Annotated in this window: 22 protein-coding genes and 4 pseudogenes; 7 read left to right on the top strand and 19 right to left on the bottom strand. The window is 47.3% G+C overall.

Annotation, left to right across the window (positions count from 1 at the left end; genetic code table 11):
• Positions 1–472: 472 nt before the first annotated feature.
• The 7 genes and pseudogenes from ACZ52Z_RS06215 to ACZ52Z_RS06185 form a co-directional block, all read right to left on the bottom strand.
• Complete coding sequence (locus tag ACZ52Z_RS06215) at positions 473–1654, bottom strand: glycosyltransferase family 4 protein (RefSeq protein ID WP_464269884.1); 1182 nt, start codon at positions 1652–1654, stop codon at positions 473–475.
• 87 nt (positions 1655–1741) lie between these two features.
• Entirely contained in the window at positions 1742–2059 is a 318-nt protein-coding gene (locus ACZ52Z_RS06210; protein WP_464269883.1) for a transposase, read from the bottom strand.
• 267 nt (positions 2060–2326) lie between these two features.
• A pseudogene (locus ACZ52Z_RS06205) lies at positions 2327–2611 on the bottom strand (transposase); the annotation flags it as partial.
• Positions 2612–2908: 297 nt separating this feature from the next.
• On the bottom strand, positions 2909–3841 hold the full coding sequence (locus ACZ52Z_RS06200) for a glycosyltransferase family 2 protein (protein WP_464269882.1): 933 nt from the start codon (positions 3839–3841) through the stop codon (positions 2909–2911).
• A 127-nt stretch (positions 3842–3968) separates the two neighbouring features.
• Positions 3969–4817 carry a polysaccharide pyruvyl transferase family protein gene (locus ACZ52Z_RS06195; protein ID WP_464269881.1) on the bottom strand — a complete coding sequence of 283 codons (849 nt, stop codon included), beginning with the start codon at positions 4815–4817 and terminating at the stop codon, positions 3969–3971.
• Positions 4818–5156: 339 nt separating this feature from the next.
• Positions 5157–5807: a transposase gene (locus ACZ52Z_RS06190; RefSeq protein ID WP_464269880.1), complete on the bottom strand. Its 651-nt coding sequence runs from the start codon at positions 5805–5807 to the stop codon at positions 5157–5159.
• Between the two features lie 16 nt (positions 5808–5823).
• A pseudogene (locus ACZ52Z_RS06185) lies at positions 5824–6546 on the bottom strand (transposase); the annotation flags it as partial.
• 108 nt (positions 6547–6654) lie between these two features.
• On the opposite strand from ACZ52Z_RS06185, the gene ACZ52Z_RS06180 reads away from it, so the two are divergent.
• Complete coding sequence (locus ACZ52Z_RS06180) at positions 6655–7602, top strand: IS1595 family transposase (RefSeq protein ID WP_464269879.1); 948 nt, start codon at positions 6655–6657, stop codon at positions 7600–7602.
• 13 nt (positions 7603–7615) lie between these two features.
• On the opposite strand, the pseudogene ACZ52Z_RS06175 reads toward ACZ52Z_RS06180, so the two are convergent.
• The 9 genes and pseudogenes from ACZ52Z_RS06175 to ACZ52Z_RS06135 all read right to left on the bottom strand — a co-directional run.
• Positions 7616–7890: pseudogene (locus ACZ52Z_RS06175) on the bottom strand (IS256 family transposase); the annotation flags it as partial.
• A gap of 171 nt (positions 7891–8061) precedes the next feature.
• Complete coding sequence (locus ACZ52Z_RS06170; RefSeq protein ID WP_464269878.1) at positions 8062–9597, bottom strand: lipopolysaccharide biosynthesis protein; 1536 nt, start codon at positions 9595–9597, stop codon at positions 8062–8064.
• Between the two features lie 422 nt (positions 9598–10019).
• The gene (locus tag ACZ52Z_RS06165; RefSeq protein WP_464269877.1) at positions 10020–11432 is read right to left on the bottom strand and encodes a sugar transferase; all 1413 of its coding nucleotides are present in this window, start codon (positions 11430–11432) and stop codon (positions 10020–10022) included.
• A gap of 7 nt (positions 11433–11439) precedes the next feature.
• Positions 11440–12132, bottom strand: coding sequence for an exosortase C-terminal domain/associated protein EpsI (locus tag ACZ52Z_RS06160; RefSeq protein WP_464269876.1), 693 nt, complete (start codon positions 12130–12132; stop codon positions 11440–11442).
• Positions 12105–12983 carry an exosortase/archaeosortase family protein gene (locus tag ACZ52Z_RS06155; protein ID WP_464269875.1) on the bottom strand — a complete coding sequence of 293 codons (879 nt, stop codon included), beginning with the start codon at positions 12981–12983 and terminating at the stop codon, positions 12105–12107. The genes ACZ52Z_RS06160 and ACZ52Z_RS06155 overlap by 28 nt, the downstream gene beginning before the upstream one ends.
• A 162-nt stretch (positions 12984–13145) precedes the next feature.
• Entirely contained in the window at positions 13146–13787 is a 642-nt protein-coding gene (locus ACZ52Z_RS06150) for a PEP-CTERM sorting domain-containing protein (protein WP_464269874.1), read from the bottom strand.
• An 85-nt stretch (positions 13788–13872) separates the two neighbouring features.
• The gene (locus ACZ52Z_RS06145) at positions 13873–14661 is read right to left on the bottom strand and encodes a PEP-CTERM sorting domain-containing protein (protein ID WP_464269873.1); all 789 of its coding nucleotides are present in this window, start codon (positions 14659–14661) and stop codon (positions 13873–13875) included.
• A 121-nt stretch (positions 14662–14782) separates the two neighbouring features.
• On the bottom strand, positions 14783–15532 hold the full coding sequence (locus tag ACZ52Z_RS06140) for a PEP-CTERM sorting domain-containing protein (protein WP_464269872.1): 750 nt from the start codon (positions 15530–15532) through the stop codon (positions 14783–14785).
• Between the two features lie 427 nt (positions 15533–15959).
• Complete coding sequence (locus ACZ52Z_RS06135; protein ID WP_464269871.1) at positions 15960–16319, bottom strand: PilZ domain-containing protein; 360 nt, start codon at positions 16317–16319, stop codon at positions 15960–15962.
• A gap of 415 nt (positions 16320–16734) precedes the next feature.
• Between ACZ52Z_RS06135 and ACZ52Z_RS06130 the strand changes: the two genes are divergently transcribed.
• On the top strand, positions 16735–18324 hold the full coding sequence (locus tag ACZ52Z_RS06130) for a phospholipase D family protein (protein ID WP_464269870.1): 1590 nt from the start codon (positions 16735–16737) through the stop codon (positions 18322–18324).
• 227 nt (positions 18325–18551) lie between these two features.
• Entirely contained in the window at positions 18552–18932 is a 381-nt protein-coding gene (locus tag ACZ52Z_RS06125) for a hypothetical protein (RefSeq protein WP_464269869.1), read from the top strand.
• 281 nt (positions 18933–19213) lie between these two features.
• On the opposite strand, the gene ACZ52Z_RS06120 is transcribed toward ACZ52Z_RS06125, so the two are convergent.
• Positions 19214–19876 (bottom strand): PEP-CTERM sorting domain-containing protein, encoded by a 663-nt coding sequence (locus tag ACZ52Z_RS06120; RefSeq protein ID WP_464269868.1) that lies wholly within the window; start codon positions 19874–19876, stop codon positions 19214–19216.
• A gap of 128 nt (positions 19877–20004) precedes the next feature.
• Between ACZ52Z_RS06120 and ACZ52Z_RS06115 the strand changes: the two are divergent.
• Positions 20005–20136 (top strand): annotated as a pseudogene (locus tag ACZ52Z_RS06115) (transposase); the annotation flags it as partial.
• 326 nt (positions 20137–20462) lie between these two features.
• On the opposite strand, the gene ACZ52Z_RS06110 reads toward ACZ52Z_RS06115, so the two are convergent.
• Together ACZ52Z_RS06110 and ACZ52Z_RS06105 are read right to left on the bottom strand one after the other, a co-directional pair.
• Positions 20463–21467 (bottom strand): YhdH/YhfP family quinone oxidoreductase, encoded by a 1005-nt coding sequence (locus ACZ52Z_RS06110; RefSeq protein ID WP_464269867.1) that lies wholly within the window; start codon positions 21465–21467, stop codon positions 20463–20465.
• 57 nt (positions 21468–21524) lie between these two features.
• Complete coding sequence (locus tag ACZ52Z_RS06105) at positions 21525–22115, bottom strand: TetR/AcrR family transcriptional regulator (protein ID WP_464269866.1); 591 nt, start codon at positions 22113–22115, stop codon at positions 21525–21527.
• A 272-nt stretch (positions 22116–22387) separates the two neighbouring features.
• On the opposite strand from ACZ52Z_RS06105, the gene ACZ52Z_RS06100 reads away from it, so the two are divergent.
• The 3 genes from ACZ52Z_RS06100 (at position 22388) to ACZ52Z_RS06090 (ending at position 26074) form a co-directional block, all read left to right on the top strand.
• Complete coding sequence (locus ACZ52Z_RS06100) at positions 22388–24430, top strand: ExeA family protein (protein ID WP_464269865.1); 2043 nt, start codon at positions 22388–22390, stop codon at positions 24428–24430.
• Positions 24427–25182, top strand: coding sequence for a LysM peptidoglycan-binding domain-containing protein (locus tag ACZ52Z_RS06095; RefSeq protein ID WP_464269864.1), 756 nt, complete (start codon positions 24427–24429; stop codon positions 25180–25182). The genes ACZ52Z_RS06100 and ACZ52Z_RS06095 overlap by 4 nt, the downstream gene beginning before the upstream one ends.
• A gap of 529 nt (positions 25183–25711) precedes the next feature.
• Positions 25712–26074, top strand: coding sequence for a hypothetical protein (locus ACZ52Z_RS06090; protein WP_464269863.1), 363 nt, complete (start codon positions 25712–25714; stop codon positions 26072–26074).
• Positions 26075–26218 lie beyond the last annotated feature (144 nt).

The following is a 26218-nucleotide window of genomic DNA, read 5'->3' as shown; positions in this document are numbered from 1 at the left end:
CTAAATGCGTATCCCCAACCTGTCAATAACAAACTACTCAAACGTGTGCCTACAGGTTTTGACCAAAATCAGGAGACTTGAAAGTGCAACGTGCTGATATTTGGTGATTTTATTTTTCGACTGCAGTAAAACGTGCCTACAGTTCTCAAACTAAAGTCCAACATTTTGTCAAAGTCATTACAGTAAATAAAACAAAATTTTTTCAGCTTGGTAACCAATGTTCATTGTAACACGCCGACATCAACTAAGTATATTGACGTTTATCAAGCCTTTTATGTTAGAGTGCCGTGCCAAAGCATGAAACATATAGAATCTGTAACTACATTACAGATACTTGGGTGCCGAAGAAAATGAGGCATACAACTTTGTTCCTAGAGTACTCGGTACATTAGCATACCTAGCTATCAATATATCTCCGGACTTGGTCAAAGGGGTATATCAGTTTTCTATCATTCTGAATTTGCTAACATAATTACTTTCGACAACAATCTAATAAGACCTTTTCTAATTTTGAAATTTGTATATTAGTGTCGAAGTAATGAATCATTCGCTGTCGACCTTCTTTGCCCATCATTTCACGCAATTCATTATCTTTTGCTAACCTCAACATGGCTTTCGCCATTCCATTAATATCCTTTTGCTCGACCACAAACCCTGTTACGCCATCTTCAACTTGCTCTGGAATTCCTCCACAACGGGTTGCTACTACAGGCAATTCCATAGCTGCAGCTTCTGCCATTGACACGCCCCAACCTTCTCTCCAGCCTTCACTATCTAAAGAATGTTGTAAAAATACATGGCCAAGAGCTAAGCATTGCTTTACTTTGACCTGAGGCTGTTCTCCCCAAAATGTGACCTTATCGTCTAGCGCAAGACGCTCAACGAGGTTCACAGAACTGCTCATTTGTGGTCCATCTCCAACAATATCCAAATGAATGTTCGGTATATTTTCAGCTACTTCCTTAAATGCCCTAATTGTAAAAGATATACCTTTCTGTTTATTGATTCGAGAAACAGTAATAAATCTTAATATATCATTTCTTTTAGTGCAGGGAGGGGTGAATTCTTCGGTTGGTACACCACAAGGAATTACAAAAATACGATTTTCAGGAATACCCTGCTCAACAAACCATTTTTTTTGATGATTTCCAACAACTACTATTGCAGTAAAGCTTTTTGCATGACGAAGCAGACTCCACTTATACCATTTATTAGTCAATTGTGAGGAAACATCTAAACCATGAAAGTGGGCAACAATAGGTATTCTCAGTTTTTTTGCGATCGGCAAAATTCGGAGTGCTGTCGAACCAAAGTGAACTAATATTACTTCAGGAGATTTTTTTCTCAAGGTTTGTAATAAAGATTTTTTTTCTTCTCCAACTGATCCATAGAAATTTAGGTGGTATATGTTACAAAGCCTAAAAATCCACCGCTTCAACCCTACAGCATTTTCAGGTTCGGGGTTAAAAGTCAACAGCTCATTAACAGGGATTCCCCTACAAGGATAATCACTCTTATTTTTATATTTCCATGTTATTAAATAAGGAGAAATTCCAGTCAAGCCTATAATTTGTCTCCAAAGCCATACCTCACTCCTATTTCCAAAATAACGGGTAACAAAGCAAAGTAGGGGTTGTTTATAATTATTTTTCAAAAAAGAGACCTTTTTACATAGAATTAACAGCCGTTCTCACTGAAGGGCCGATATTGAAGAAACCCCGAAGAAGGGTGCATCCGAAGTTTATTGAATCATTTGACTCTCAGAGGCTTCCATTCCGCTGTGCTTGGATTTCCAGTTGTAATAGGCTGCTTGGCTCACGCTGTATTCGCGGCACGCTTCTGCCGCAGCTCTTCCTCCCTCGACCCGCTTGAAGACCTTAATGATCTGGTGTCCTGTAAATCGTTTCTTAGGCATACTTGATGCTGGTACTATTGTACGGGATACTGACATATACATGGTGTCACTGTCGGAAGGTGCAAGGGTTTTAGGCTCTTCCGGTAATCGCGTACCTGGATTTAGGCTTGTCACTGGAACAGAGCCGTAATCATTTGAAATCAAGTTCATTTTCCTTTTTTTCTCAGAAGGAGAAATGGATGCTGAGTTAGCTGTTTCGCGTTTTAGTTTGAAGTATTGATGTCTTTTATATCATCTGGTTTCAGATAGTTGGCACGCAACGCGACCAGTGACCACAAAAGGTTCAAATAAAGTTATCCTTTTAGATCAGCACGTTGGCCCGGGTGCGCATTTACCGGATGAACCGGGTTTTAGAAGGTGCCAGCCGTTTTCTGTGCACTCACGAGGCCGATTATACTATTTTTTACGTGATTACCAACGAACTTCAGCCAACTTTAGAAGGCGCTGTGGCATCGGCGGCGTTCGCATTGCCATGAATGCCAACCTGTCGACCATGGTATGCAACTTAAATCTTCGGTTGAACCGATAGCAGAACTCAGCAAGATACCTTGGCAGGTGACGGGAGCTCACATGGTGGTAAGTACCATGTAGCGCATTTTTAACATTGCCGATCATGACATTGACCCACTTGAAAACACCATACTCATCATATCCTTTGTCTGTATATGCTATGATTGGTTCGTACTTGCAGCCCGCCTTCTTCATTTTTTTCGTCGCCATACTGGGAAAGGAAACTGGTTAAACTCAAGCCCTTCTGAAATTGAATTTGATTTTTCGCCATGTCGATCCTCCGCTTAATTTGCTCTTGGAGAATTATGACATAGCGGGTTTATCATATAGTGACGAACCCCCAAAATAAATGTGGCTGAAAATCAGTGGTAATCACAATTTTTTAACCACAAATTCATATGCTTGCTTACCGCTCAGCAAGCCACAATTAATCAAGATTCCCAAATACTAATTCCTGCTTATTATAGATAAACAATCAGGACTTTAAAATTTTCTAATTGTTTTTAGTAGTCTATACATTTGTGGGAAGTGTAGCTTTCCACGTAATAAAAGATAACTTAATAAATTAACCTCCTTCATAAGCGAAAAGTTTTTCAAAAAATCTCTACACAATTCGCCCTTATTCATACCAAGACTGTTGTGGTAAGCCCGTAAAGCCCAATACGCTAAAAATTGTTCTAACATTTCTTCATGTTGCCGAGGACAAACTTGACGAATAGGGTCTGGATGTAGCAGGTAAGGCTTCGGTGGTAAATAATCCCTCCCGCTCGTACAAGAAAGTTCAGAAGCCTCTGTATGGTAAATAAAAAGGGGGGTATTAAGTCGATATATTTGAGAGTTTAAAATTACTTTTAACCATAAATAAGCATCTTCACCATATGTACATTTATTCTCATAAAATCCATCATAAAGTTCTACAATTTCACGTTTACACAGCAGAGTACCTGCAGAATGTAGACTGTCGAGATGTTCTTTAAACTCAATTGGATTCAAATTTGCTGGCAAAGACCATTTGCCCTCATCATATTCATAACTGGCAATATTAACAGTATTTGAATAAAAAAAGGATGTCACACAAAGATCACAATCAGGATTATTTTTTAATGCCTTATATGTCATCTCTATAAACTCAGGCAGCCACTCGTCATCTGCATCAAGAAACGCCACAAAGTTCCCTTTCGCCTCTTTTACACCACGATTTCTCGCCGCACCAGGGCCTGCGTTTTTTTGATGAATTATACGCATCCTCGAATCATCGAAACATTTTAAGGCTTCAATGCTGTTGTCAGTAGATCCGTCATTGATAATTAACAGTTCAAGGTTGGTAAATGTCTGCAAAAGTACAGAATTTACAGCTCGATTAACTGTTTTTTGCTTATTAAACAGTGGTGTTATAACGCTTATTTTTGGTTTCATTGCAACTGACAAGAAAAATATTAAAGGAAAATGAGTCGTCGTTCAGCAACGAAGAGGAGGAGCGGAGAATAATGTAACACTTGCTACCTGAGAGGCTTCCCCGGTGATCGTTTACATTAAACTAGAGCTACACTTTAAATTTTTCAATTGATTTTTCTAGTCGATTGATTTTATTCATCAAAAATTTTCGATCGCTCAAGCGATACTCTCCATATTTAATGGCTGAAGCTAGTTTACGTCCTAATTTGCTCAAACAATATTCAATGTAAGGCATTTTTATAATTCTTCGTACACTAGTTCTGCCGGGCCAAGGAAGCAGCCACTCAAATGTAGGGGTAGACTGTATGTTTAGAGACCTACCCCAGTCCTCCCACTTAAAATCAACGGCATCGGCACTAGCATACCTCCTGTTGAAGATAGAAACACGCTGCCAAGGGATACCAAAGGAGTCAGCAATAATAGCCCCATGCATAGCTTCAGTTACAATCCTATCTGATTCTAGAATATTCTCAACCACTCGCATGTAGTCCCAAGTCGGGTCGATATAACGGACCCCTAGTTGATTAGCAATTTTGTGACAATTAAAAAAGTTGTGAGTAATGTGGTGTGGAATAAAAGCAACTCCCCCCTTTTTACTAGCGGTTTTATTTACTAGTTTACTCATCAATACTGCAGGATCAATTATTGCTTTTGATGCACCCAATCCAAGCGCTCTACATGTCAATGGTCCCCTGACAAACCCCAATTGACACCTCGATAAGTTAGGCTTACCAGCACCAATTGGCCAATACCCAGACCCCATAATCAATTTTTTACCTGGTAGCTCATTTATTTTTCCAGTAAGTATTGAACCCACGCCAATTAACCAGTCAGCATGTTGATACTTTTTGAATCCTGGCCAGACCTGTTCCCACAAATAGGGGTTAAGGTCATCACCGAAATTCCCCTTCTCGTCTTTATAGTAAAATAATTCCATAACAGGCCAATCCCGCAAAGAATCTTGGTTGAAAAATGCTCGCTATGAACCATATGGCTGACCAGCGCGATGAATATTCATCTCGCTGCTTATAGGCTAAGCGAACTGCACGCTCCCTTAACTCTGGACTGTACCTTTTGTTTGTGTTCATGACTACATTCTCTTAAAGTTTAGCAGGTTGTTGAAAGTCTAAAATCTATTGGTCCTATAGCTTTGCCAAGTTGTTTTTTTTCGTCAGCTGCCTTGGTTTTGGCGTCCGCCAAAGCCAAAGAAAGCCCCTGATCTTTGAAATTCTGCGGAGTTGCCCGCTTTCATAACCCCAGCGGCCTGGTTTAGGTATTAACCGGACGCAACTATCACTAAATTCCTCATGCGAGTCATATTGTAGGTAGCTGCCGTAAGTGTGAAGAGCCAGTCAACTTTCTCTTCTCCTCGAAATTTGGATTTCCTGAATAAGCCGATCGTCTTCATCCAGCCAAATACCTCTTCAACCCGTTTGAGAATTTTCTGTCTGTTGGCATAGCCAGCATGCCGAGTGGCTCGACCATCAATCCTCGAATGCTTCTTTTGAGCAGCATGTGGCGTTGCTTTGTTCAGGCAAAGATCAGCAACAAAAGCTTGGGTATCATAGCCCTTATCAGCGCCAAGCGTTATACGATGATTGCCCGGTAGTGACGTGGCTATGGGGAGCGCTGCCTCCCGCTCGGCTGTTCCGTTTGCATGGGTGACGCGAGAATCAACAACAACCCCATTACGGTTCGCCATAAGGATGTGGCCCATAAAGCAAAGCTTTGCCTCTTTACTTTTACCTTTTTTGAAGAGCCTTGATTCCGGATCTGTGGTTGAGGCATGGGTTTCATTGCACCGCTTTACGCCGTGGAAGTCGACTTCAGGGTTGCGGCCTCCACTACGCAGATCCGGGTCATCCGGCTTTTTGGGGCGAAAACATTTTAACGAGGCCCAGGCCTCTACCAGCGGAGTTATTGTCAAATGTGGTGTACGAGGATCAAGCGGCTTTCCTGTCCAGTTGATCAGTACCTGCTAGCCCATCCCTGAATTTCACACCGGTTATTACCTCTGCTAACCGGTTGAACCCTTTTATTCGTTTCCAGCGCTTCTGAACATTTTCCAATAGCTTGAAGACCATTGCCAGAGTGGTCTCCCGTGATCCTCAGCTACGGCTTTTCTTTGTCCTTAAGCGAACTGTTGAAAAGGTCGACTCTATCGGATTTGTCGTTCTAGTGTGCACCCAGCAACGTTGGTGTTTAAAACTGGGATAGAGCCGGTTCAAGGCATTCTAGAACCTAAGGGAACCGTCATCGACGCAAAGCTCTGGCCCTACGGTGAGTTCGCGGTAGCTAAGATCCGCGAACACCTCATACCAGCTGTCTGTTGGTTCATGATAACCATCCTCAACAGCTACAAGTTCTTTGTGTCCCTGGTCAGTAACACCGATGATGACCAGCCGACAAAGCTTTTCATCAAGCCGAACCTTGCTGTACACTCCGTCTGCCAACCAATATACATATCGTTTCTTGGCCAGTGACTGCCTTCTCCAAAGGCTATATTCTTCGAGCCAGCTCTTTTTGGGCCGAGAGATTGTATTGGTTGAAAGCCCTTTTGCATGTTCGCCAAGAAGTACACTAACCGCTTCATGGTACTGCCCAGTCAAAACCCCTTTGAGATAGAGCCAGGGGACTAATTCTTCAACACCTTTTGTCTTTTTTAAATCGTGATTACCACTGATTTTCAGCCACATTTATTTTGGGGGTTCGTCACTATGTGACAAACCCGCTATGTCATAATTCTCCAAGAGCAAATTAAGCGGAGGATCGACATGGCGAAAAACCAAATTCAATTTCAGAAGGGCTTGAGTTTAACCAGTTTCCTTTCCCAGTATGGCGAAGAAGAAAAATGCTACCAAGCCTTGTTTACATTTCGGTGGCCCAATGGGTTTAGGTGCCCACGATGCGGCCACCCCGGGCATTGCCACATTGCATCGCGTAAAGTTCTCCAGTGCAATTATTGCCATGCCCAAACATCTTTGACTGCCGGGACCATATTTGCGGCAACCAAGTTGCCGCTCACCGTTTGGTTTCTTGCGATATACCTGCTTACCCAGTCAAAGAGTGGTATCTCTTCGTTAAGCCTGGGGCGGACCCTTGGCGTTTCTGCAAACACTGCGTTACGCATGAAGCATAAGCTCCAGCAGGCAATGAAAGAAAGAGACGACACCCAACCATTGAAAGCATTGGTTGTGATTGATGATGCATACTGGGGCGGCAAGAAAAAGGACGGCGTTCGAGGCCGCGGCGCAACGGGAAAAACACCCTTTGTGGCGTCTGTCTCCCTTACCGAGGAGGGGCATCCGGTAAAAATGCGCCTGAGCCGTGTAAAAGGTTTTACACAACAAGAGCTCAAAGCATGGGCAAAGGTGCATTTAGCTCCCAACACGCTGGTGGTATCTGATGGCCTTAACTGCTTCCCTGGAATAAAGAAGGCGGGCTGCAAGCACGAACCAATCATAGCATATACAGACAAAGGATATGATGAGTATGGTGTTTTCAAATGGGTCAATGTCATGATCGGCAATGTTAAAAATGCGCTACATGGTACTTACCACCATGTGAGTTCCTGTCACCTGCCAAGGTATCTTGCTGAGTTCTGCTATCGGTTCAACCGAAGATTTGAGCTGCATACTATGGTCGACAGATTGGCATGCGTGGCAATGCGAACACCGCCGATGCCACAGCGTCTCCTAAAGTTGGCTGAAGTTCGTTGGTAATTACGTTTTAAATAGGGGGCAATAGGCTGCTGTTGAATTTAATCCCAGAGCCACCCCGATCTCTAACTTTCGGCACCCATACTTCTACATCCCCAGTACCTGTTTGAATGGTTCGCTTGGGAAGGTATCCGTTGGAAACAACAGCTCCCTGACCATCAACCATTTTCGATGAATTTTGCACAGAAACGCTCCCAGCTCTTCCCCAACAGTTTGCAAAATTAGTTCTCTTGTCCTCTTTCTCAGCAATTCCGTTAGAGCGGGTCTTCGAAATTGAATTCTTGTGGGGATGGGGTCGGTGAAGTGGTCTGTTTCATGGCGTATCCTTTTTTTGTTGGTTGTGTTCGTGGTGGTGATCAACCAACAAGATACGCCATTTCTTTCCTCATGCCCATACACCAGATTTCACTATAAATCTTCCCTTAATACCCGATCCTGCATAGCTGTATCTTAATTTTGTTGTTATCGAGCTATCCTGAACTTTACGGTTAGTGTTCTGGCGTTACTCAATAAAAATTGACGTTCTTTCTTGTCCAAAGCCAAACCCCATACCGAAACAATAAATATGGAAACACTCACCCCTGTCACAAGCAGCAGACGTCCAAAAGAGGGCGGCAAGCCTAAAAACGGCACCAAGGCCATACCGCCAGAGGCCATTGCAATCAATAAACAGGGGAGAGCTACCACCTTAAAGGAGTGCAAAATCGATATTCCGAGAAGTCTCTTGGCCCAAACGAGCCTTCCAGTAGAGACCATCGCTACAATAATGACAAAAGCAACCCCAACTGATGTAGGAGCAAAACCTGCATCTAGGAACAGCCACGCCAGAGGCAGGGAAAGCAAGAGGGTCGTACCGACTGTTGCCTGGTACGCGGCAATCCTGCCGTGGGCGTTTATCGCTATCATGTATCCTGTTGTGAGGCGATCAAGCAGGTAGGAACATAATACAAGACGGCAAAATGTTACTGTATGTTCAGGAGGGGTAACAAGCCAGGCCTTCAGCACATAATCCATTTCCAAAATTAACGGCACCAAAAATACTAGCACAAGAAGAGTCCCGAATTTGCTCGCCTGCATGGACAACCTGATCATCGATTCCCGTTCCCCCCGTCCTTCCCTGGAAGTGATTTCCGGAGAGAAGGCACCGAGCATAGCAGCAGCCAGTTGATCAACCTGCATCGCAACCTTCCTAGTTATTCCATATGCTGCATTAGCAGATGGACCGAAGTAAAGGTTAAGCAGCACAGCCGCCCCCTCGTTTTTACAGATTAGGGCTGACATGCCAATCATGTTCCAGGAAGCAAATGAAAATAGCTCTCGCACCTTGGTACGCTCAAACCAAAGGGTTAGATGTATGCGGCATTCACTGAAGCGAATCAAAGCCCTGGTAATCAGCCCTAGGTGAAAAAGCACATGGATACCAGCAATTCCTGTGGCATAAAGAAGCAAACGGTCCCCGGAAGCCTTCAACAAATACCAAGCCAAGCTGAAACTGAGTAGTACCTTCAGTATCCCCCAAGTTGCAATCTCAGCGATATGTTGCTTTGCCCTGAACATTGCAACAAAAGGAACAGAAACCATCCCCCAAAACAGAGAGATGAGAGATATTTTATAAACCAACAGACAACTTTCCTGTCTGTCCATCGGTATATTTAGCAACTGAAAAATAACGGTGTCTGCATATAGCCACCCAATACCAGTTAGGAGAAAAGCGAAACAAACGTGAATACTGAGCGCGGCATTGAACCACCTGTTTACCTCTTCATTGCCCCCTTGCCCTATTGCAAAGGCAAAATGTCGAGAACTGGACGAGGCTAAAACAGAATTCAAATATCCAACAAAAACCAAAACAGACCCAACAAGGGCGAACAACCCGTAATCCTGTTCTCCCAGCGCACTAAGAACCCAACGACTGCTAAACAGGATCAACACGGCGGCGAGAAGAGACCGAAGGTAAGTAACACTGGTATTTAATACAAGAAGGTTTGTGGGTTTCATAACTATTGATCAAGAAAACAGATCTGCGGCAGGTGGTAAACTACACGTCACCCCTTTCCAGTTAACGTTACTCCGCCAGCACACTTCGCAAAGCATCTTTTAAAAGATGAAATATTTTAAAAAAGTAGTACATTTTAGATACATGTGCTGTTCTACAGCCTCCTGGCAATATGGTCCTTCTTTGCAACTCAAGAGGACCCACGAGATATAACAACAGTAGGCATATTTTTTACCTGTATTTTCATATCCAGGAAAAAACTCCACCTGTCAATTCATTAATATTCGCTTAACTAAGTGTCCACTCTCTTATAGCAAGACCAGATTTCTTGTATTCAATGCAGCACCAAAAAATGATAGCTTCATATGTTGATTTTTTATACTCGGAAAGGAGTGTCGTCATTAGCTGATGCTAATTTGCAAAGTCATGATGCGCCCTTAGACCAAACAACGGCAGGAATAGTTTTCGCTAATATTTTTAGATCTAAGGCAAAAGACCACGAATCAATATATTGGAGGTCTAGCTCTAACCATTTAGTAAACGGTAAGTCACTCCTCCCTGAAATTTGCCAGATACATGTGATGCCTGGTTTGACACTGAAACGTTTTCGTTGAATCCCTTTATCAAATAGGTCGACATCCCTTACTGACATCGGCCTGGGACCAACAAGGCTCATCTCTCCACGGAGCACGTTAAAAAGCTGAGGCAATTCGTCTATACTGGTTTTTCGTATAAACCTGCCCACCGTGGTTACCCGAGGATCATTTTTGATCTTGAAAATCGGGCCTTCTGCTTCGTTGAGGTGTTCTATCTCTTTGAGTTTTTCTTCTGCGTTGACGTGCATTGAACGGAATTTGTACATATTGAATGTATGTTTTCTTAAGCCAACGCGTTCCTGAACGTAAAAAACCGGGCCTTGAGAATCTAATTTGATGGCAATGGCAACAAGTACAAAAAGGGGGAGAACAAAAGGGAGTGCTATTATTGTTACTGCCACATCAAACAGTCTTTTCAGCATGAGCTGGTCATCGTTGTGAGCTACCGGTTCAATCGAGAGCAGGGGAATATTGCCAGCGGTAGTGAGAGACACCCTTGCTGCCTGCACATTAAAGACATCGGCCATAAAACGAAGGGGGATGCCTTCCTCTTCGCATGCCTGGGCGATTGGCTCAGCGTCTTTGAGCAGCGAGCGGGTAATGGCAATGATTACCTCGTCTATCACATTATTCTTCAAGCAGGTGGTAATTGAATCCAAGGTTCCAATTACAGGAATGTTATTGACTGTGGTGCCAACAGCTTCTTCTTCAGGGTCCAGATAGCCGATAACCTGTACAGCCCACTCGGTTTGTGTTTTCAGCGCATTGGTCAACTCTTTGGCTCGTTCGTGGCTGCCAATAATAAGGACGCGTGATGCGATATTTCCTTTAGCGATGGAGTGGGTATAGTAGTGAATAATAAAGGCCCGGATAGCAAGGAGAGAAAAGACCTCCGCTCCAATAAAGCTGAACACGATCAGTCGGCTGGCATTATGTATACGAAGGATAAACAGGCAGGAGAGGACAACGCCAAGTGTTAGCGCCAGTGCCCGTAATATAGACCAGGCGTACATCGATAAGGTGGTGTTGTGCGGGCTTCTGTACCCGCCAAAGTACATGAGAAACCCTGTTATGCACGCAAGGAAAAGAGGAATAAGAAAGATGTGCGTAAAGAGGTCGACCCTTTCCCCTGCAATTACAATGTTTCGAATATAAAAGACGACCAGGAACGTCAGTACCGTAAAGAGTACGTCCAGGAAAAATACTGTCCTGTCTAAATCCTGCTTAGTTTTTTCGTACATTGTGCATTCAGGGATTTGGTTGAAGGGAAAGGGTGCCCATGCCTTCGGTTGGTTGTTGTTTTATGTACTCTATAAGCTGCGGGTAAAATGCTTGCAGGAACTCAATCATGAACTCCCTGGTTGTTTCTTGACCCGTTGACAAGGGGATTGGCGCAGAGATGCGGATAAATGCATGCTCCTGCTGCTTTTTTAAAAGTTTGTTTTTTATCGTGTTGATTTTATTAAGGTAAACATGTGGTGTGGTATTGTCGTAGGCCTGGTACCAGAAGAATATTAATTCTTTTCGACCATCCAGTTCAGCCGTAATTTCGGAGTAGTGGATGGTGTCGTTGCCTATTGTTGTCTGGCCTTGTATGGGTTGTGTAATCTGCCACCCTTGTCCTGGGAAGCAGCTGAGGGGCGAATGGGCTGCGGATATTTTGGCTGCGCTGTAATAATACCCGACATACAGGTCTATCGTGGCGTCCTCATTGCTGTAGCTTGCATAGGTATAGTCGTCCAAGTCCAGAAAGGTGGTGACATCCTCCTGCAGTTGGATCTGTTTGGTCAGTCTATACCCGGCAACAGGAATAAGGGCACTTCGCAGGTCAGTGTCCCTTGCAGGGGAATACCGCTGTGTTTTAGCGGAATAGGCAGCAAGACTGGTGCCCAAAAAAATAATAGCAAGTATGCTTAATTTGATAGTCTTGCTGGTTCCCATTTTTCGATGAGGCATTGGATGTAATAGAGCGATACGAGTGCAATACTGAAGAGTACGGCACCGCTGATGAGATGATAAGTCCCCTCTGTAAGGTCAAGACCGTAAAAATGGTAAAAGCATACCATGGTAAAAACGCGCATAATGTTGATGACGATCGCAACCGGAAGGCTGGCGGCAGTCAGTAGCAGGATGGAGGTTGTTCTGCACAGGGTAAAGTAACCGAGCATCAGGCTCAGGCTCATCAACGCGATGAGGGACCGGAGGCCGCTACATGCTTCAACAACCTCAAATGACTTTTTCGGGGTGTGCAGGATGTTGCCCTCAGTGAAGATAGGTATGTCTACAAGCTGGAGCAGCAACTGGCTGATTTCCGTAACCTTCAACTGCAAGGGCAGGGTGATGGTGCCGTACACCTGGTTGGGAATAGGAATGAGCAGCAGGAGAAGAAGGGTGGGGATGAGCAGGAATCGGAGTGCTGCCAGCCCGTAAAGAAAGAGAAAACAGCTGAGGATGGTACACACCATGGATAGGGTGATTGCTGTCGGTACCTGTATTTGAAGGGCAAATATATAGAGTAAGGAGGAGAACAAGACAGCACATAAACCGGTTATGGTGCCGCCTTTGAGTTGGCTGAGTTCGTATCGTTTTGCCCACACCATATATATGATGACCGGTACCGTGAAAAAAGCATAGGTGTAGTCGAGAGAGTTTCGCCATTTTTCAGCGAGTATAGCGAAGGCAGGGTAATAACCAACGGAAAATAAGATGATTACCAGCAGTAGGAGAACGTTGAAGCTGGATCTTGCAGGTGCACTGTTACCGGTGCCATGGTTGGTGTTGATTGCTGGCATTTACTTGTGATTAAGCAGGGTTCTCATTGTGGTTGAGCGTTGTAGTCGTTGGCTGATTAAGGCCGATTTCAAATAATTGTATTTGATCGCCGGGGTTTGACAAAGAAAAAAATAAGGGCAGGAGCAATTCCTCCCCTTATGCGGTTGCCAGCGTTTGTCAGCCTACGGGTGGTGTGTACTGCGGCGGTAGCGTAGGCGGGCAGCCCCGGCAATTGCGCCCATAGCTACCAGGAAGGAGGTCGTTGGTTCCGGCACAGGCACTGTGCCTCCACCGTTATTGGTGATCGAAGCGTGCACGGTGACGGTATTGCCGCAGGTTATGGTCCAGCCCTCTTCAAAATCAACAACAATTTCGTTGCCGTAATCGTCATACAAGTAATCTGGCAGGGTCTGGTCGTCCCAGTACAGGGTTCCACCCGAAATTTTGCCGAAAAAGGTGGAAAAGGTACCCCCGCCGGTGCCGCTGCTGCTGTCGATATCTGGAGAAGCAAAGGCAAGCGTGGCCGATATTTCGTAGGATTCAAAAAGGCTGAAGCCGTCGTTTGCCGTAAGGGTGAAGAATTCGATCTCCTTGGTTTCACCTTCGTCAACAGTGAAGGCTAATCCATCAAGAGTGCCTGCAAGGGTGGCGGTCAGGTCAGCGCAGGTGAGCCATGTTCCGCCCCACGGGTGCGTGTTTAAGTCTGTAGCCGTGACTGCAGATTCCGGTGCACCTGCCATGATGAAGTCGACAGGGGTGGCTGTGGCACTGTTTGCATGGCCTGATAATGCAACGAGCGTTGCGAGTAAGATACGTCTGAACAATGTGGTTGCCTCAAAAAACGGTGTGTCTATTAACCTATGGTGTGCCAGGGGGCTTATGTCCCTTGGCTGAGTAGAACGGTACTATTTATCTGCGGGAATTTCGGCGGTAGCGCAAGCGAGCGGCCCCGGCAATAGCGCCAAAGGCGACGAGAAAGGTTGTTGTCGGTTCCGGGACAGGGACGGTGGGAGCGCTGTTGAGGAAGTCGTTGCCGCATTCCATGGTCCAGTGGAGGACGGAAGGGGCGGCGAAGTCGGCAAGGGTCAAGCCTTCTATGTCTCCCAGGTTGAATGAACCTTCGATGACATAGGATTGATTGTCAGATGTTTTGCCAAATGCGCCTTCAAAAGTAGCCAAAAGATTATCATCTTTTACTATACTTTTATCAATGGCCCATGGATTTGCAATACTATGGTCGTTCGGATCTACAGTGTATTCAACATCTTTCCAGCCATATGTAGTGTCATTAGGGTCATCAGGGTTAGTGGGTATGTTATAAAGATCGAACGTCACAGTGTTATCGGAAGTGTTGATGTCAAAATCGATACCAAGGTCCCATGTGCCATTATCTCCAAGGTCTATGGCAAAATCGCCTGCCGCAAAATCAAGGAAGTTGTCTGGGTCTGTGCCTAAATTATGCCCGGTTTGTAGGCCAAAAGTTACGGTTTCTGTGCCTGAGTTGATATAGTAGCCTAAATATTCAACATCGTAGTCTTGCCCTCCAACGCCTGGCCCGAGAATGCCATCACCGTCAATGTAGAAACCATTCCATTCTGTAGTGTCGAAATTACCGTCTACCACAGGAGTGGCACTTGCAGCACCACTGAGTACCAGGAGTGCTGCAACTGCATATGCTAAACTTCTTCTATATTTCATTTCTACTCCCTTGCTCTTTTAAGCTATTTGCCGCGCAACTTTTGAATTATTTTCAAACGGAAGAAAAAGAAAGGGCAGCACATGAGGTGATGAATGTGCTGCCCCTGCAGGTGAAATTTCCTTAGCGTTGGAGTCTTTTCTTCCTGATGACTCCGGCGAAACCGGCTAGACCCATGCTGAAGAGAAAGGTGACGGCTGGTTCGGGGACAGGGGTAATATTACCGTCAAAAGTTGAACTTGTGTTAGGGTTGCTGGCCAATATTTGCTGATTCCCGTCAACATTGGCTATTGCTGTTGAAATATCCCCAGTGAACTGTATGCTTAATGTAAGTACACCTACATTAGGGGTCAAGAATGAGTTAAGTATTGTAGAATCTCCAAATGTATCTATGTTCGTTAAGTTGAATTGAAGTTCAGAAAGGATGTCACCGTTTTTATTATTTACACTAAGAAAATCTACCGTGAGATCAGCTTCGAATAAAGTTTTATTATTGTCTTCGTGATCATAGATAGCGAAACCATCAATATATTCTGTTTCTGTAAATGAATATGTTTTTTCAATTTTTCCTGAAGATAAAGTGTCTTCAATAGGATCTACTTGTTCCAGGAGTAAATCAGCTATATAAACCCCATCGCCTATTGAAATTTTGTCATCAGGATCAGGAGATAAACCTGTCACCGTTCCACCAACGAATTGTATGGTGTCTAGCTTAGAATCACTAATATCTAGATTTAGAATATTAAATTCACCACCAATGTCAATATAAGTTGCATGTGCATTTACCATTGTCGCTCCGGTGAGCATTGTAGCAATTAACGCGGTTTTCAATGCCTTATTTCTCATCTCTGCCTCCATTTGTTTTGCTGTCATCTCCGACTACCGGAGATGTTTGGTTGCTTCCTGATTGTTCAAAGTCGTACACTGGCAGGTGGTAAGCTCGGGAGTGGTTGGCCATTGATTAGCTGAATTCCACCTTTGAGAGGGAGGTGGATGGCGAAAATTGTGGCTGGTATGCACTCTGCTTTTACGACCCACCCAACTAAATATATCGCGCGTTTCTTCACAATCAGCCCAGCGGAGTATATTGCACCGAAGGGAATGTTTTTTAGGGTGAGAGAGGACTGTTTTTCGCAATAGGTATGACTAGTACTTTTTGCCGGGTGCTCTTGACTGGTGCGTTGCCTTGCTGAAGCCGGCGGTTATGCCGGCTCGTGCTGTGATGGTTGAACGGGCAGAGGATAATGGTTGAGTGTTAGGAGCCGGTGTAGGGCGTCTGCTTTACTTGGTTGAAGCAGGGCTAAGGATTGGCTGGGGGGAATGAGGGGGGAGGGGAGGTTGCTGTTGCTGCAGGTACTATCTGGCAGGTGGTGCGGAAGTGTACCGCAAACCCCTGGTGCGCGATGCGGGTTACCTCGCCCTGGACATTGAGCATCGTTTTGGGCTGGGTTTTGTCGTTGATCGTGGGTACAGGGATGTGGAAGCACAGGTCAAGGGTGTCACCGGTCTGCACCCTGGCAGCAGAGAGGATATATGCGCCTGTGGAGGAGATGTTGGAGGTGGTGCCAGGAAAAGGTGCGTGATCGCATTCCCGCTGCGCCTCCAGGCATTCGGTCTGGAGCTGTAGGTTGAAGCGCTTGGATTCTCTTTGTTCTCTCATGTGTGCTATACAGAGACAAGGTCTCGTAGGGTGTTTGGCTTGTAGCTGGCCAGGTAAAAGTGTATTCACCACTATGTGCAATGGTGGAACGGTTGCTGGTTTGGCCGCACGCATGGTGTACTGAAACAGCTGACTTAGAGGCTGGAAGCTGGCATGCTCGTCGCTGGAGGGTCTATTCCCTTCTTCACCAAACGCATATTTGGCAAGGTACCTACTCGGTTATTAATAAAATTACTATCCTCCTCATGGAGTATTTCTATTGTGAAATTGGTATTTTTTATACGTATGTGACTAGTCCTTGTGAGGCGTGCGGGTGGTGTGTAGTGTAGTATGATGAATAGAGAATATGTGCAGTGCATTTTCAGGCCATAGCTGATAATTCTGCTGGTGAACGGAATGTTGCCAAGGAGGCGTGATGGGTACAAAAGGGTATGCAGGGTGGCGTGTGCGAAGCTGGATGGCGGCAGTTGGCCTGGTGGTTATCTTCATGCTGGTGCATGGCTGCGCACGTCTGCCGGATAACAACGAGCTGACAACCACAACCTTTATTCCCGATACCGAGCAGACCAGGCTGGCCCGACTGCTTGCTGAGGAGAAGGACAAACACCCTGGCCAGTCGGGTTTTGTGTTACTGGGCAACGGGCTGGATGCCTTTGTCGCCCGGGCGGTGTTGATTCAGGCTGCGGAAAAATCCATTGACCTTCAATATTACCTCTATCACCCTGATATGGTGGGCGGGCTGCTGGCTGATCTGCTGCTCAAGGCAGCGGATCGGGGCGTTCGGGTACGCATGCTGATTGATGATATGGGCCTGGAAGGGCGGGATGTGAATATTGCCACCCTTGCTCAGCATCCCCATATCGATATTCGCATTTTTAATCCCTTTACCCGCGGCAGTGGACGGCTGACCCAGATGATCACCCGTTTTGGCAGCGTCACCCGGCGGATGCACAACAAGTCGCTGACAGTGGATAACCAGGCCACAGTTGTTGGTGGACGAAACATTGGCAATGAGTATTTTTCCGCTGATCCCCACCTGAATTTTGGTGATGTGGATGTACTGGCCATCGGTCCGGTGGTGGGAGAGGTTTCCTCCTCTTTTGACGCCTACTGGAATAACCGGTTGTCCTATCCTGTCGAGCATTTGGTGAAAGAGCCGCCAGCCCCTGGTGCCCTGGATGCCATGCGGCCGGAGTTTGCGCAGTTTACCCATCAACCGGAGAGCAGGCAATACACAGAGGCATTGCAGGATTCTGCCCTGGCCGATCAGTTACGGCAGCATACCCTGCAGTTTGCCTGGGGAAGGGCCAAGGCGGTGTATGATCAGCCGGAAAAAATCACCAGCGACACCCGGGCCAAAGAGCTGCATCTGGGGCCGCAACTGGAACCGTTGATACAGACTATGCGCTCGGAGTTCCTTATGCTGAGCGCCTACTTTGTGCCAGGTACGGAAGGGGTCGAGTTTTTCAAACAGCTGCGTCGTCAGGGAGTGCGGGTACGCATCCTTACCAATTCGTTGGCTTCAACCGACGTGGCGGTCGTTCACAGCGGCTATGCCAAATATCGGAAAGAGCTGCTTCGTGCCGGGGTGGAACTCTATGAAACCGCTATAGACCCGCTGCCAGGTGAGCAGAAAAAGCAGAAACTGTTCACCGGTTCATCACGGGCAAGCCTTCATGCCAAGGCCTATGTTTTTGACCGGGAGGTGCTGTTTATTGGTTCGTTTAACTTTGATCCCCGTTCTGGTGCGCAAAATACGGAATTGGGCATTGTTTTTCACAGTGCGGAGTTGGGCCGGGAGGTTGGCAAATCGTTTGATGCGAAAAAATCGACCAAGGTGTATCAGCTGCGCTTGGTTCCCGATGGCTATGGCGGTGATGATATCGAGTGGGTACGCACAGTAGACGGCGAGGAAGTCGTTTTGCGGGTAGAGCCTGACACCTCGTTTTTCAAGCGATTGGGCGTCAGCCTTGTGGGGTTGCTGCCGATTGAGTCGCAGTTGTGATGTGGTGGGTTGTGAGAATGCAGTAAGATGAACGCAGCCTCCGCACTCCTCGGTTGGGAGGGCGAGTGCGGAGGCAAGCTGGATTTTATGGATGAGGGTTCATTTTCTCTGAGAAAATTTTCGCTTTTTATAAATAACGCTGCCAAGGCCTGCGAAACCTAAACCGAAGAGGAAGGTGACTGTTGGCTCAGAAATTGGGGTGGTCGCAGCCTATTCAATAGCAAATTGTGGATAAGAGAACAGTCGATGAGATAATTTTCCGGACCATGAATGTCCGGAACAGGTTGATACTGGGACTTATGGCCAGAGCTGGCTTGCGCATCGGTGAAGTTTTGAGCCTCACGGCTGGCAATATCCAGGGTAACTCCCTGAGCATTCAGAACAAAAAAAGTGGAGAAGAGCTGAAGAGACGGTTTGTTTTCCACGAAAAAAGCCTGGTAAGATTAAGCAAATATGTAAAAGTCAATAATTTGGACACGGATGAACGTATATTTCCGATATCATACGCCGTTGCATGGCCAATGGTGAAGAAGGCAAGAATTTGGTCAATATTGAGATTCGGCACATGGTCTCTGACGCCAAGCAGCCAAGTATGCCTCAAGGTCTGATACACCAATACAAATCGTCAGCAAGGTAATCCTGCGGCATGCCGACCTCTCAACAACTCAGCGGTATCTCGGGAAGGTCAATGACACTGAAGCCATCCGGAGGATAGAAACGCTTTATGGATAGGCACTCCGCAACGGGCGGGAACAGGTTCTTGCTCGTTTATGGCAACAGGAGGTACACGTAGTAAGAGATTTCTTCGTTACTTTTGACCTTGTTAAGAGCAATAAAAAAAGGTAAAGCCGAGGCCTTGCCATTTTTATTCCGGATATGTGGGAATAAATTACTTTCTTCTTTTACCTATTGCAGTAAGACCTGCTATACCTAAACCAAAAAAAACTAGTGCCGTTGTCGTTGGCTCAGGTACTGGTACGATATTGTTCACATAGGCTTCGCTTTTATCATTGGGTGCAATTCCCTGTACGTGAAGACCAACAAGTAAGTCCCCTGAATTGATTAACGAAATAACGTCTTCAAATGTTTGGTTTGCTGTGTAGGCGAAATTGATCGTTAATGACTCTGGTCCTCCTGTATCTCCGGTCGCATAATTGTCGATCCCCATTTTTGCAACTGGACTATCTGAATCAGCATCCCAATCACTACTAAAAGAGATAGTATTTCCACCAGGTAAATTACCCGGTGTAGCATCTATAGAGAAAGCGACTTGACCAATTTCAGAAAAGGAATAACTTGCGTAATTGATGGCATCATCTGGTGTCGCATCAAAATAGATGTCAGCAATAAATGAGTCAATGTCACCAATATTTAGGAATGTGAAATCAATTCCACTCGTTGAACCTTCAGTCACTTCCATCAGTAATTGAGGGCCAACATCATTAGATGGTGAGTTATCATCACCAATGAGATGAAAGTCATAAAGGTTAGCTTGTGCAGTTAATGGCAACATCAAAAGTGTAACGAATAAGAACCAGATAGATTTATTCATTTTAATTCGCCTTCATTTTTATTTGTGATTACGACTAAAGCCCAGTTTAATATTTTTTTGGGGTTTATCACTCTGTGAGTACCCCCCTTTGGCATACTGTCCTTATCAACCATACAGGAGGACGAATTATGCCGAAAAATAAAGTGAAATTTCAAAATGGTCTCAGCTTGCCGAGCATTCTTTTTCAATATGGCACAGAGCAACAGTGCAGAGAATCATTGTTTTCTATGCGCTGGCCCAACGGTTTTTGTTGTCCCAACATTTCCCTAGTGATTCTTCTCAAATACTATGACATAGCAATAAAAACTATTTCATGCTGTTACACAATCAGCCCTAAAGAGTATTTTGGGAGATAGGTATGACTAGTACTTTTTGTCAGGAGGCTTCGGCCAGCTGGTATCTGTCGAGTGGGGCCGCGTGGAGGATGGGCAGAAGGTGGTTACCGGGTTGAGCCCGACACCGTGTTTGTCAAGCGGTTATGGGTGAGTCTGGTGGGGTGGCTGTCGATTGATGGCAGCTGGAGGTTGAAGGTGCCATGGCAGGGATGTCCCCTGCCATGGTACTAGTTTATTGTGGGTAATGTGCGTTATTCAGCCACTTTAACGATGGCCCGGCCCCGGTTTTTCCCAGCAAGGATGAGGCTGATGCGCTCGTCCAGGGCTTCCAGGTTGGGGAGCTCGGTGGTGATGTCGTCCAGGTAGTCGAGTTTCCAGTCAGAGGCGATCTTGTTCCATACTGCCATGCGGGTATCCAGCGGGCAGTTGACCGAATCGATCCCCAGCAGGCTCACCCCGTTGAGGATAAACGGGTAGATGGAGGAGGAGAGTTCGGCAGAACCCACGTTGCCGCAGCAGGTGACGGAGCCGCCGTACTTGGTGGTCTTGATCGCGGTGGAGAGGATATTGCCGGCCACCGTGTCAATGGCGCCTGCCCAGCGCGGCTTGAGGATTGGGCGGCCGCTCTTGTCGTCTGCCTCCTCGATGGAGATCACCTCTTTGGCGCCCAGCTTGTGCAGGTAGTCGGTCTCGTCGACTATGCCGTTAACTGCCACCACCTCGTAACCTGATTTGACCAGGATGGACACGGCAATAGATCCCACGCCGCCGGTTGCGCCGGTGACCAGTACCGGGCCGTTCTCCGGCTTGACCCCGTTGTTGATCATCTTATAGCAGGAGAGGGCAGCCGTAAAGCCGGCGGTGCCGTAGATCATGCTTTCGCGCAGACTCAAATTTTCCGGGCGCTTGACGATCCAGGCTGCAGGCACCCGGATGTACTCCTGGTAGCCGCCTGAGGTGTTCATGCCCAGGTCGTAGCCGGTGATAAAGACTTCTTCGCCGGGAGTGAAATCGCTGCTGGCGCTCTCTGCCACCACGCCGGCAGCATCAATGCCGGGGGTGTGCGGGTAATAGCGGCTTACGCCTTTGTTGCCGGTAGCCGAGAGGGCGTCCTTGTAGTTGAGGGAAGAGTAGAGCACCTTGATGATGACCTCGCCTTCCGGCAGGTCGTTGAGGTGCTTTTGGGTGATTTCGCGGGTAAAGGTTTTGTCTTCGTGTTCGGTTACTACCATTGCCTTGAATGCGATGTTGTCCATGCTGTTTCTCCTGTGGTTGGTGGTGCTGTGGTTTTGGGTTGTGAAGGGTTGTGCCTGCTATCGAAGAATAATCTCGTTTAGGGTTCGCTGAAAACTTTCCAAAGCCGCTTTATTCTTGTTGGCCTTCATGATCACCAGGGCCCCCAGCCAGCTATTGCGCAGGAGCTCGGCGAGCTGTACCGGGTCGCGTTCGGGCGGCAGGTCGCCCAGGCGCTGGGCTTCCTCCAGGCATTCGATAATCGGCTGGTATTCGCGGGTAAAGGCATCGGTGGCCTCTGCGGCAATGGTTTCGCTCACATCCGCCATCTCCAGGGTGATGTTGCAGAGAAAGCAGCCAAAGGAAAACTGACCGGTAGTGACAAAGTGATCGATTTTTGCCTGGTAGAGGTTGCGTATCCGCTGCAGGGGAGTGATGGAGGTGTCGGCAAGGGTCTCCTCCATGGTCGCGAGTTCCCGACCGGTGAAATACTCCATGGCCGCAACCGCAAAATCTTCCTTGGACTGAAAATAGTTATAAAAGCTGCCCTTGGGAATGCCGGCCGCATCAGTAATCTCTTTAACCCCGGTGGCGTTGTACCCTTTGCGGTAGAGTGCCTTAAGGCCTTTTCTGATGATGAATTGTTTTTTTTCTTGTTGGCGATCGTTCATGGCTACAAAATATATGACCGGTCGTCTTAAAAAGCAAGGGGGAATTTTAAAGCGTGGATTTGCATGGTAGTGTGCGGGAGTAATTGCGGCACCAACAGGCGGAATCAGCTGTCGGCTGTTAACCGGATGGAGGGGCTGCTGCTGTGGACGAACTTTGTATTCGTGTTGGATTTTTCTTCTCTTTCAGGGGTATAATAGACCCTACAGGGTAAAAAGAGGAGGGGGCTGCTCGCCAAGTCGCCTTCTTGCCATCTCAACTGTGGAGCGTGCGTATGTACCTGTCGTTTTATAAGCTAGCCAAAAAACCGTTTAAGATCAGCTCAGACCCGCAGTTTCTCTGGACTGGGGAAAAGCATCAGGAGGCCCTGGCAAATCTTCGCTATGGGCTGCTTGAAGCCAACGGCTACGTGGTCCTTACCGGTGATATTGGCACAGGGAAAACCACCCTGGTGAATGCCCTGGTCGATAGCCTTGACGACAATGTCCTGCTGGCCAATATCAATCACACTACCCTTGACACCCTTGATTTTTTAAAGCTGGTCGCCAATGCCTATGATGATTCCGTGGAGATTCACACCAAGGCCGATTTTCTCCTTTTTTTTCAGGCGTTCCTGAAAAAATCCTATGAACAGGGCAAGTTCGTCCTCCTTATCATTGATGAGGCCCACCGTTTGTCCGAGGAGCTGCTCGAAGAAATCCGGCTGCTGTCCAACTTTGAGCAGCATGGCCTGCAATCGGTCAATATCTTCTTTGTCGGCCAGAATGAACTGAAAGAGAAGCTGATGCAGCATGCCTGTCGTGCGTTGCGCCAGCGTATCACCCTTTTTTATGACCTTGCGCCCCTGTCGGCGAGTGAGACCCAGGAGTATATCAGCCACCGTCTCAAGGTTGCCGGTACCACAAAACCACTTTTTACCAAACAGGCCATTGATGAGGTCCATGCCTTTACCCGAGGTTATCCGCGGCTGATTAACATCCTCTGTGATCGTGCCATGCTGACTGGTTTTGTGGATGAAAAAAGGGAAATTACTGTTGGGCATGTACAGGAGTGTATCGAAGAAATCAATCTATTCGACTCTGCGTTTGTTGGGGCAAAGGATTTGAGTGCTGCAGAGGATTCAGGTGCAGTGAAACCGCCTGATGCCGCAGTCGAAGAACAACCCCATGAAGGCCGAAAAGCGCATGAGGTGCAGGAAGAAGCAAAAGTTGAGGAGCAGAGACCGGCAGTTGAAGTCACAGAGGGGGGGGAGCGTCGAATAGGCAGAAAACTGGGGGGCGATAATCGGCGTGTAGTATTTCCTCTCGGGGTGAGCGTGCTGGGTATCGTGGTTCTTTCAGCTGTTGGGATTGGGCTTTATACCATGCTGCCATTGCATGCAGAAAGGGGGCAAGACATTAATGGTAAGCCAGTGGTTGACAGGGAGAAGCCGCCGCTTGTCCATGAGGGAGAGCAGACCAATGAGGTATCGTTGAAGGGAGGTGAAGGCGTCGAGGAGGGAGGTGTCCTCCATGCATCGGCGCTGCAGTCGTCAGCTTCGTCAACTGTTGCAGAAAAGCAAGAGGAACGCGAGGCAGCAGGTGCCCAAAAGCCACAATCTTCTGCAGATGATGCCGCTGCAGAAGAAGGAACCGTGTCGGCTCCGCCACCACCTGCAGAAAGCGATGTTGCTGCAGCGGACCAGGCCAGTGCAGAGAGCCCGACTCTGCAGCCGGAATTGCCTCAGGTAACCGATGAGGGGCTGGCAAAGGTTGCCATTGAGCAGGGCGATTTTCAACGCGCCATTGAGCTGCTTGCATCCTACCAGGAGTCGGCAGAGGCGGAGAGTGAAGATTTGCTGCCGCTGTATGCTCAAGCATTGGTAGGCCGCGCGCAGCAGGTGGCAAAAACATCTCCTGAACAGGCCATCGGTTTGCTGGAGAAAGCCATTGAGGCAGATAACGGCAATACAGCCGCCTTTTTTCACCTGGGGAGGCTTCAGGCAGGGGAAAAGCAGTATGCAAAGGCCATAGAGGCCTACCAGAATGCAACCTTGTCGGATGCAACCTTTCCTGATGCGTTTTTTAATCTGGGGCTGCTCTATGCTGCATCTGGAATGTATGCAGAAGCTGAAGTCCAATTTCAACAGGTAGTCGCACTAAAGCCGCCATATGCAGATAAAGCCTATTTCAATCTGGCGGTAATGCAGCAAAAACTGAACAAGCCGGAGGAGAGCGTGAAAAACCTGCACTTGGCACTGGAACTCAGGCCGGATAATCAAAAAGTCCGAAAATATCTGGACCAGTTATTGGCCCAAGGGGGGAATGGCGAACAATGAATGTAAACAAGCTGTGGATCCTTTATGGGATTATTGCCTGTACTGCGCTGTGGCTCAGTGGGTGTGCGCAACAGTCTGCAGTCACCCGGGAGAAAGAAGCGCCACCTGCACCGGAACAGCAGGTGAAAGCTCCACCTGCTGCATCCTATCTCAAACACACCATCAGGTGGAAAGGAGAAACCCTGATCAGGATATCTCGCTGGTATACCGGATCTGGAAGGAATTGGCTCAAGATCGCGGAGGTCAACAAGGCCCTTGATCCCAACCGCCTGAAAATCGGCGATACCGTACTCATCCCCGAAGAGCTTGTACAGACACGTGAGCCGATGCCTGCCGAGTATCGCGTGCCTGCTTCACGGGATCGGAAAAAGGAGGCCCCAAAAGCGGCAGTGGAGGAGGCTGTGCCGGAGACCTTGCCGGAGGTGATGCCGGAGGAGGAGCAACAGGTGGTGCCGGAGCCACCGGTTGCCCCGCAACCCGCAGTAGAGGAGGGTGTACCGGAAACTTTGCCCGAGATGGTGCCGGAACAGGAGCTGCAACAGGCAGTGCCTGAGTCACCGGATGCCCCGCAACCGGCTGTGGAGGAGGGTGTACTGGAAACTATGCCGGAGAGTACGCTGGAACCAAGTCCCCAGGAAACGGTGCCGGCGGTACCGGAGGAGGTTGAGTTGTTTGGTCCGATCGAAGAGAGCGATGTTGTTGCTCCTGGTGAAGAAGACGGGATGTTTCCGGCTTTGGAGACGCTTGAGTAGGGGGGAGGTTTGCTGTTTTTGTTCCCCTTTTGCGCACCCAAAAGTGGAGTTAAAGGGTGCCCCGCCGTTTTTTTTCTCCGCTGCCAAACACCTATAAAATACCTATATTTTTTTTCATTTTCTTTGCTTGCCCAAAGAAAACGAAACAAAAGAAAGGGCACCCGCTTCATGCTTTTTTTCCTGAGCACCGAAAAGGCTGCCGAGAGTTTGAAAACTCGCTTCGCTCAAACAGTTCAAACTCTTCTTTTCGGCAGTCTTTCCGGCTCTCAGGACGCATGAAGATGGGCGGGGCTTCCTAGGGAGGGGGTATTTAATCGATTATAAGTATTCTTACGCCGCCACCGAAGGAGGGAGTCGACCGGCCACGCCTTGCCAGGGCACATCCTGCGAACTCGCTGCGCTCAGACAGCAGGATGTGTGTTCCCTGTCCAGTCTTGTGCACCGGAAAAAACTGCGATGGGGTTGGGGACGCAGCCTTTAGCGGTTTTTTGGTCAATTATAGCCACGTAGACACCATGCACGAAGGTAGGTGACCGTCAGGGTTGTTAGTCCTGAACGTGTTGAAAGTGGTAGGGGAAGCCTGGGCTTCTACAAGTTCAGCTCTAATGGCATGTTTTTCTTGGTGCTTTACTGCATTGGTTTTGTTCCCCTTTTGCGCACCCAAAAGTGGAGTAAAAGGGTGCCCCGCCGTTTTTTTTCTCCGTTTCCCAATACCTATATGTTTTTTTCATTTTCTTTGCTTGCCCAAAGAAAACGAAACAAAAGAAAGGGCACCCGCTTCATGCTTTTTTTCCTGAGCACCGAAAAGGCTGCCGAGAGTTTGAAAACTCGCTTCGCTCAAACAGTCCAAACTCTTCTTTTCGGCAGTCTTTCCGGCGCTCAGGACGCATGAAGATGGGCGGGGTTTCCTAGGGAGGGGGTATTTAGTCGATTATAAGTATTCTTACGCCGCCACCGAAGGAGGGAGTCGACCGGCCAAGCCTTACCAGGGCACATCCTGCGAACTCGCTGCGCTCAGGCAGCAGGATGTGTGTTC

It is taken from the genome of Desulfogranum aggregans (genome assembly GCF_055398265.1).
This window is presented reverse-complemented; position numbering and strand designations above follow the sequence as displayed.

Excerpts from the sequence above, each read along its gene's own strand:
- ACZ52Z_RS06160 (WP_464269876.1), bottom strand. The coding sequence starts at position 12,132 with ATGGGAACCAGCAAGACTATCAAATTAAGCATACTTGCTATTATTTTT.
- ACZ52Z_RS06140 (WP_464269872.1), bottom strand. The coding sequence starts at position 15,532 with ATGACAGCAAAACAAATGGAGGCAGAGATGAGAAATAAGGCATTGAAA.
- ACZ52Z_RS06155 (WP_464269875.1), bottom strand. The coding sequence starts at position 12,983 with ATGCCAGCAATCAACACCAACCATGGCACCGGTAACAGTGCACCTGCA.
- ACZ52Z_RS06195 (WP_464269881.1), bottom strand. The coding sequence starts at position 4,817 with ATGGAATTATTTTACTATAAAGACGAGAAGGGGAATTTCGGTGATGAC.
- ACZ52Z_RS06165 (WP_464269877.1), bottom strand. The coding sequence starts at position 11,432 with ATGTACGAAAAAACTAAGCAGGATTTAGACAGGACAGTATTTTTCCTG.
- ACZ52Z_RS06110 (WP_464269867.1), bottom strand. The coding sequence starts at position 21,467 with ATGGACAACATCGCATTCAAGGCAATGGTAGTAACCGAACACGAAGAC.
- ACZ52Z_RS06180 (WP_464269879.1), top strand. The coding sequence starts at position 6,655 with ATGGCGAAAAACCAAATTCAATTTCAGAAGGGCTTGAGTTTAACCAGT.
- ACZ52Z_RS06145 (WP_464269873.1), bottom strand. The coding sequence starts at position 14,661 with ATGAAATATAGAAGAAGTTTAGCATATGCAGTTGCAGCACTCCTGGTA.
- ACZ52Z_RS06130 (WP_464269870.1), top strand. The coding sequence starts at position 16,735 with ATGGGTACAAAAGGGTATGCAGGGTGGCGTGTGCGAAGCTGGATGGCG.
- ACZ52Z_RS06170 (WP_464269878.1), bottom strand. The coding sequence starts at position 9,597 with ATGAAACCCACAAACCTTCTTGTATTAAATACCAGTGTTACTTACCTT.
- ACZ52Z_RS06100 (WP_464269865.1), top strand. The coding sequence starts at position 22,388 with ATGTACCTGTCGTTTTATAAGCTAGCCAAAAAACCGTTTAAGATCAGC.
- ACZ52Z_RS06120 (WP_464269868.1), bottom strand. The coding sequence starts at position 19,876 with ATGAATAAATCTATCTGGTTCTTATTCGTTACACTTTTGATGTTGCCA.
- ACZ52Z_RS06105 (WP_464269866.1), bottom strand. The coding sequence starts at position 22,115 with ATGAACGATCGCCAACAAGAAAAAAAACAATTCATCATCAGAAAAGGC.
- ACZ52Z_RS06200 (WP_464269882.1), bottom strand. The coding sequence starts at position 3,841 with ATGAAACCAAAAATAAGCGTTATAACACCACTGTTTAATAAGCAAAAA.
- ACZ52Z_RS06095 (WP_464269864.1), top strand. The coding sequence starts at position 24,427 with ATGAATGTAAACAAGCTGTGGATCCTTTATGGGATTATTGCCTGTACT.
- ACZ52Z_RS06135 (WP_464269871.1), bottom strand. The coding sequence starts at position 16,319 with ATGAGAGAACAAAGAGAATCCAAGCGCTTCAACCTACAGCTCCAGACC.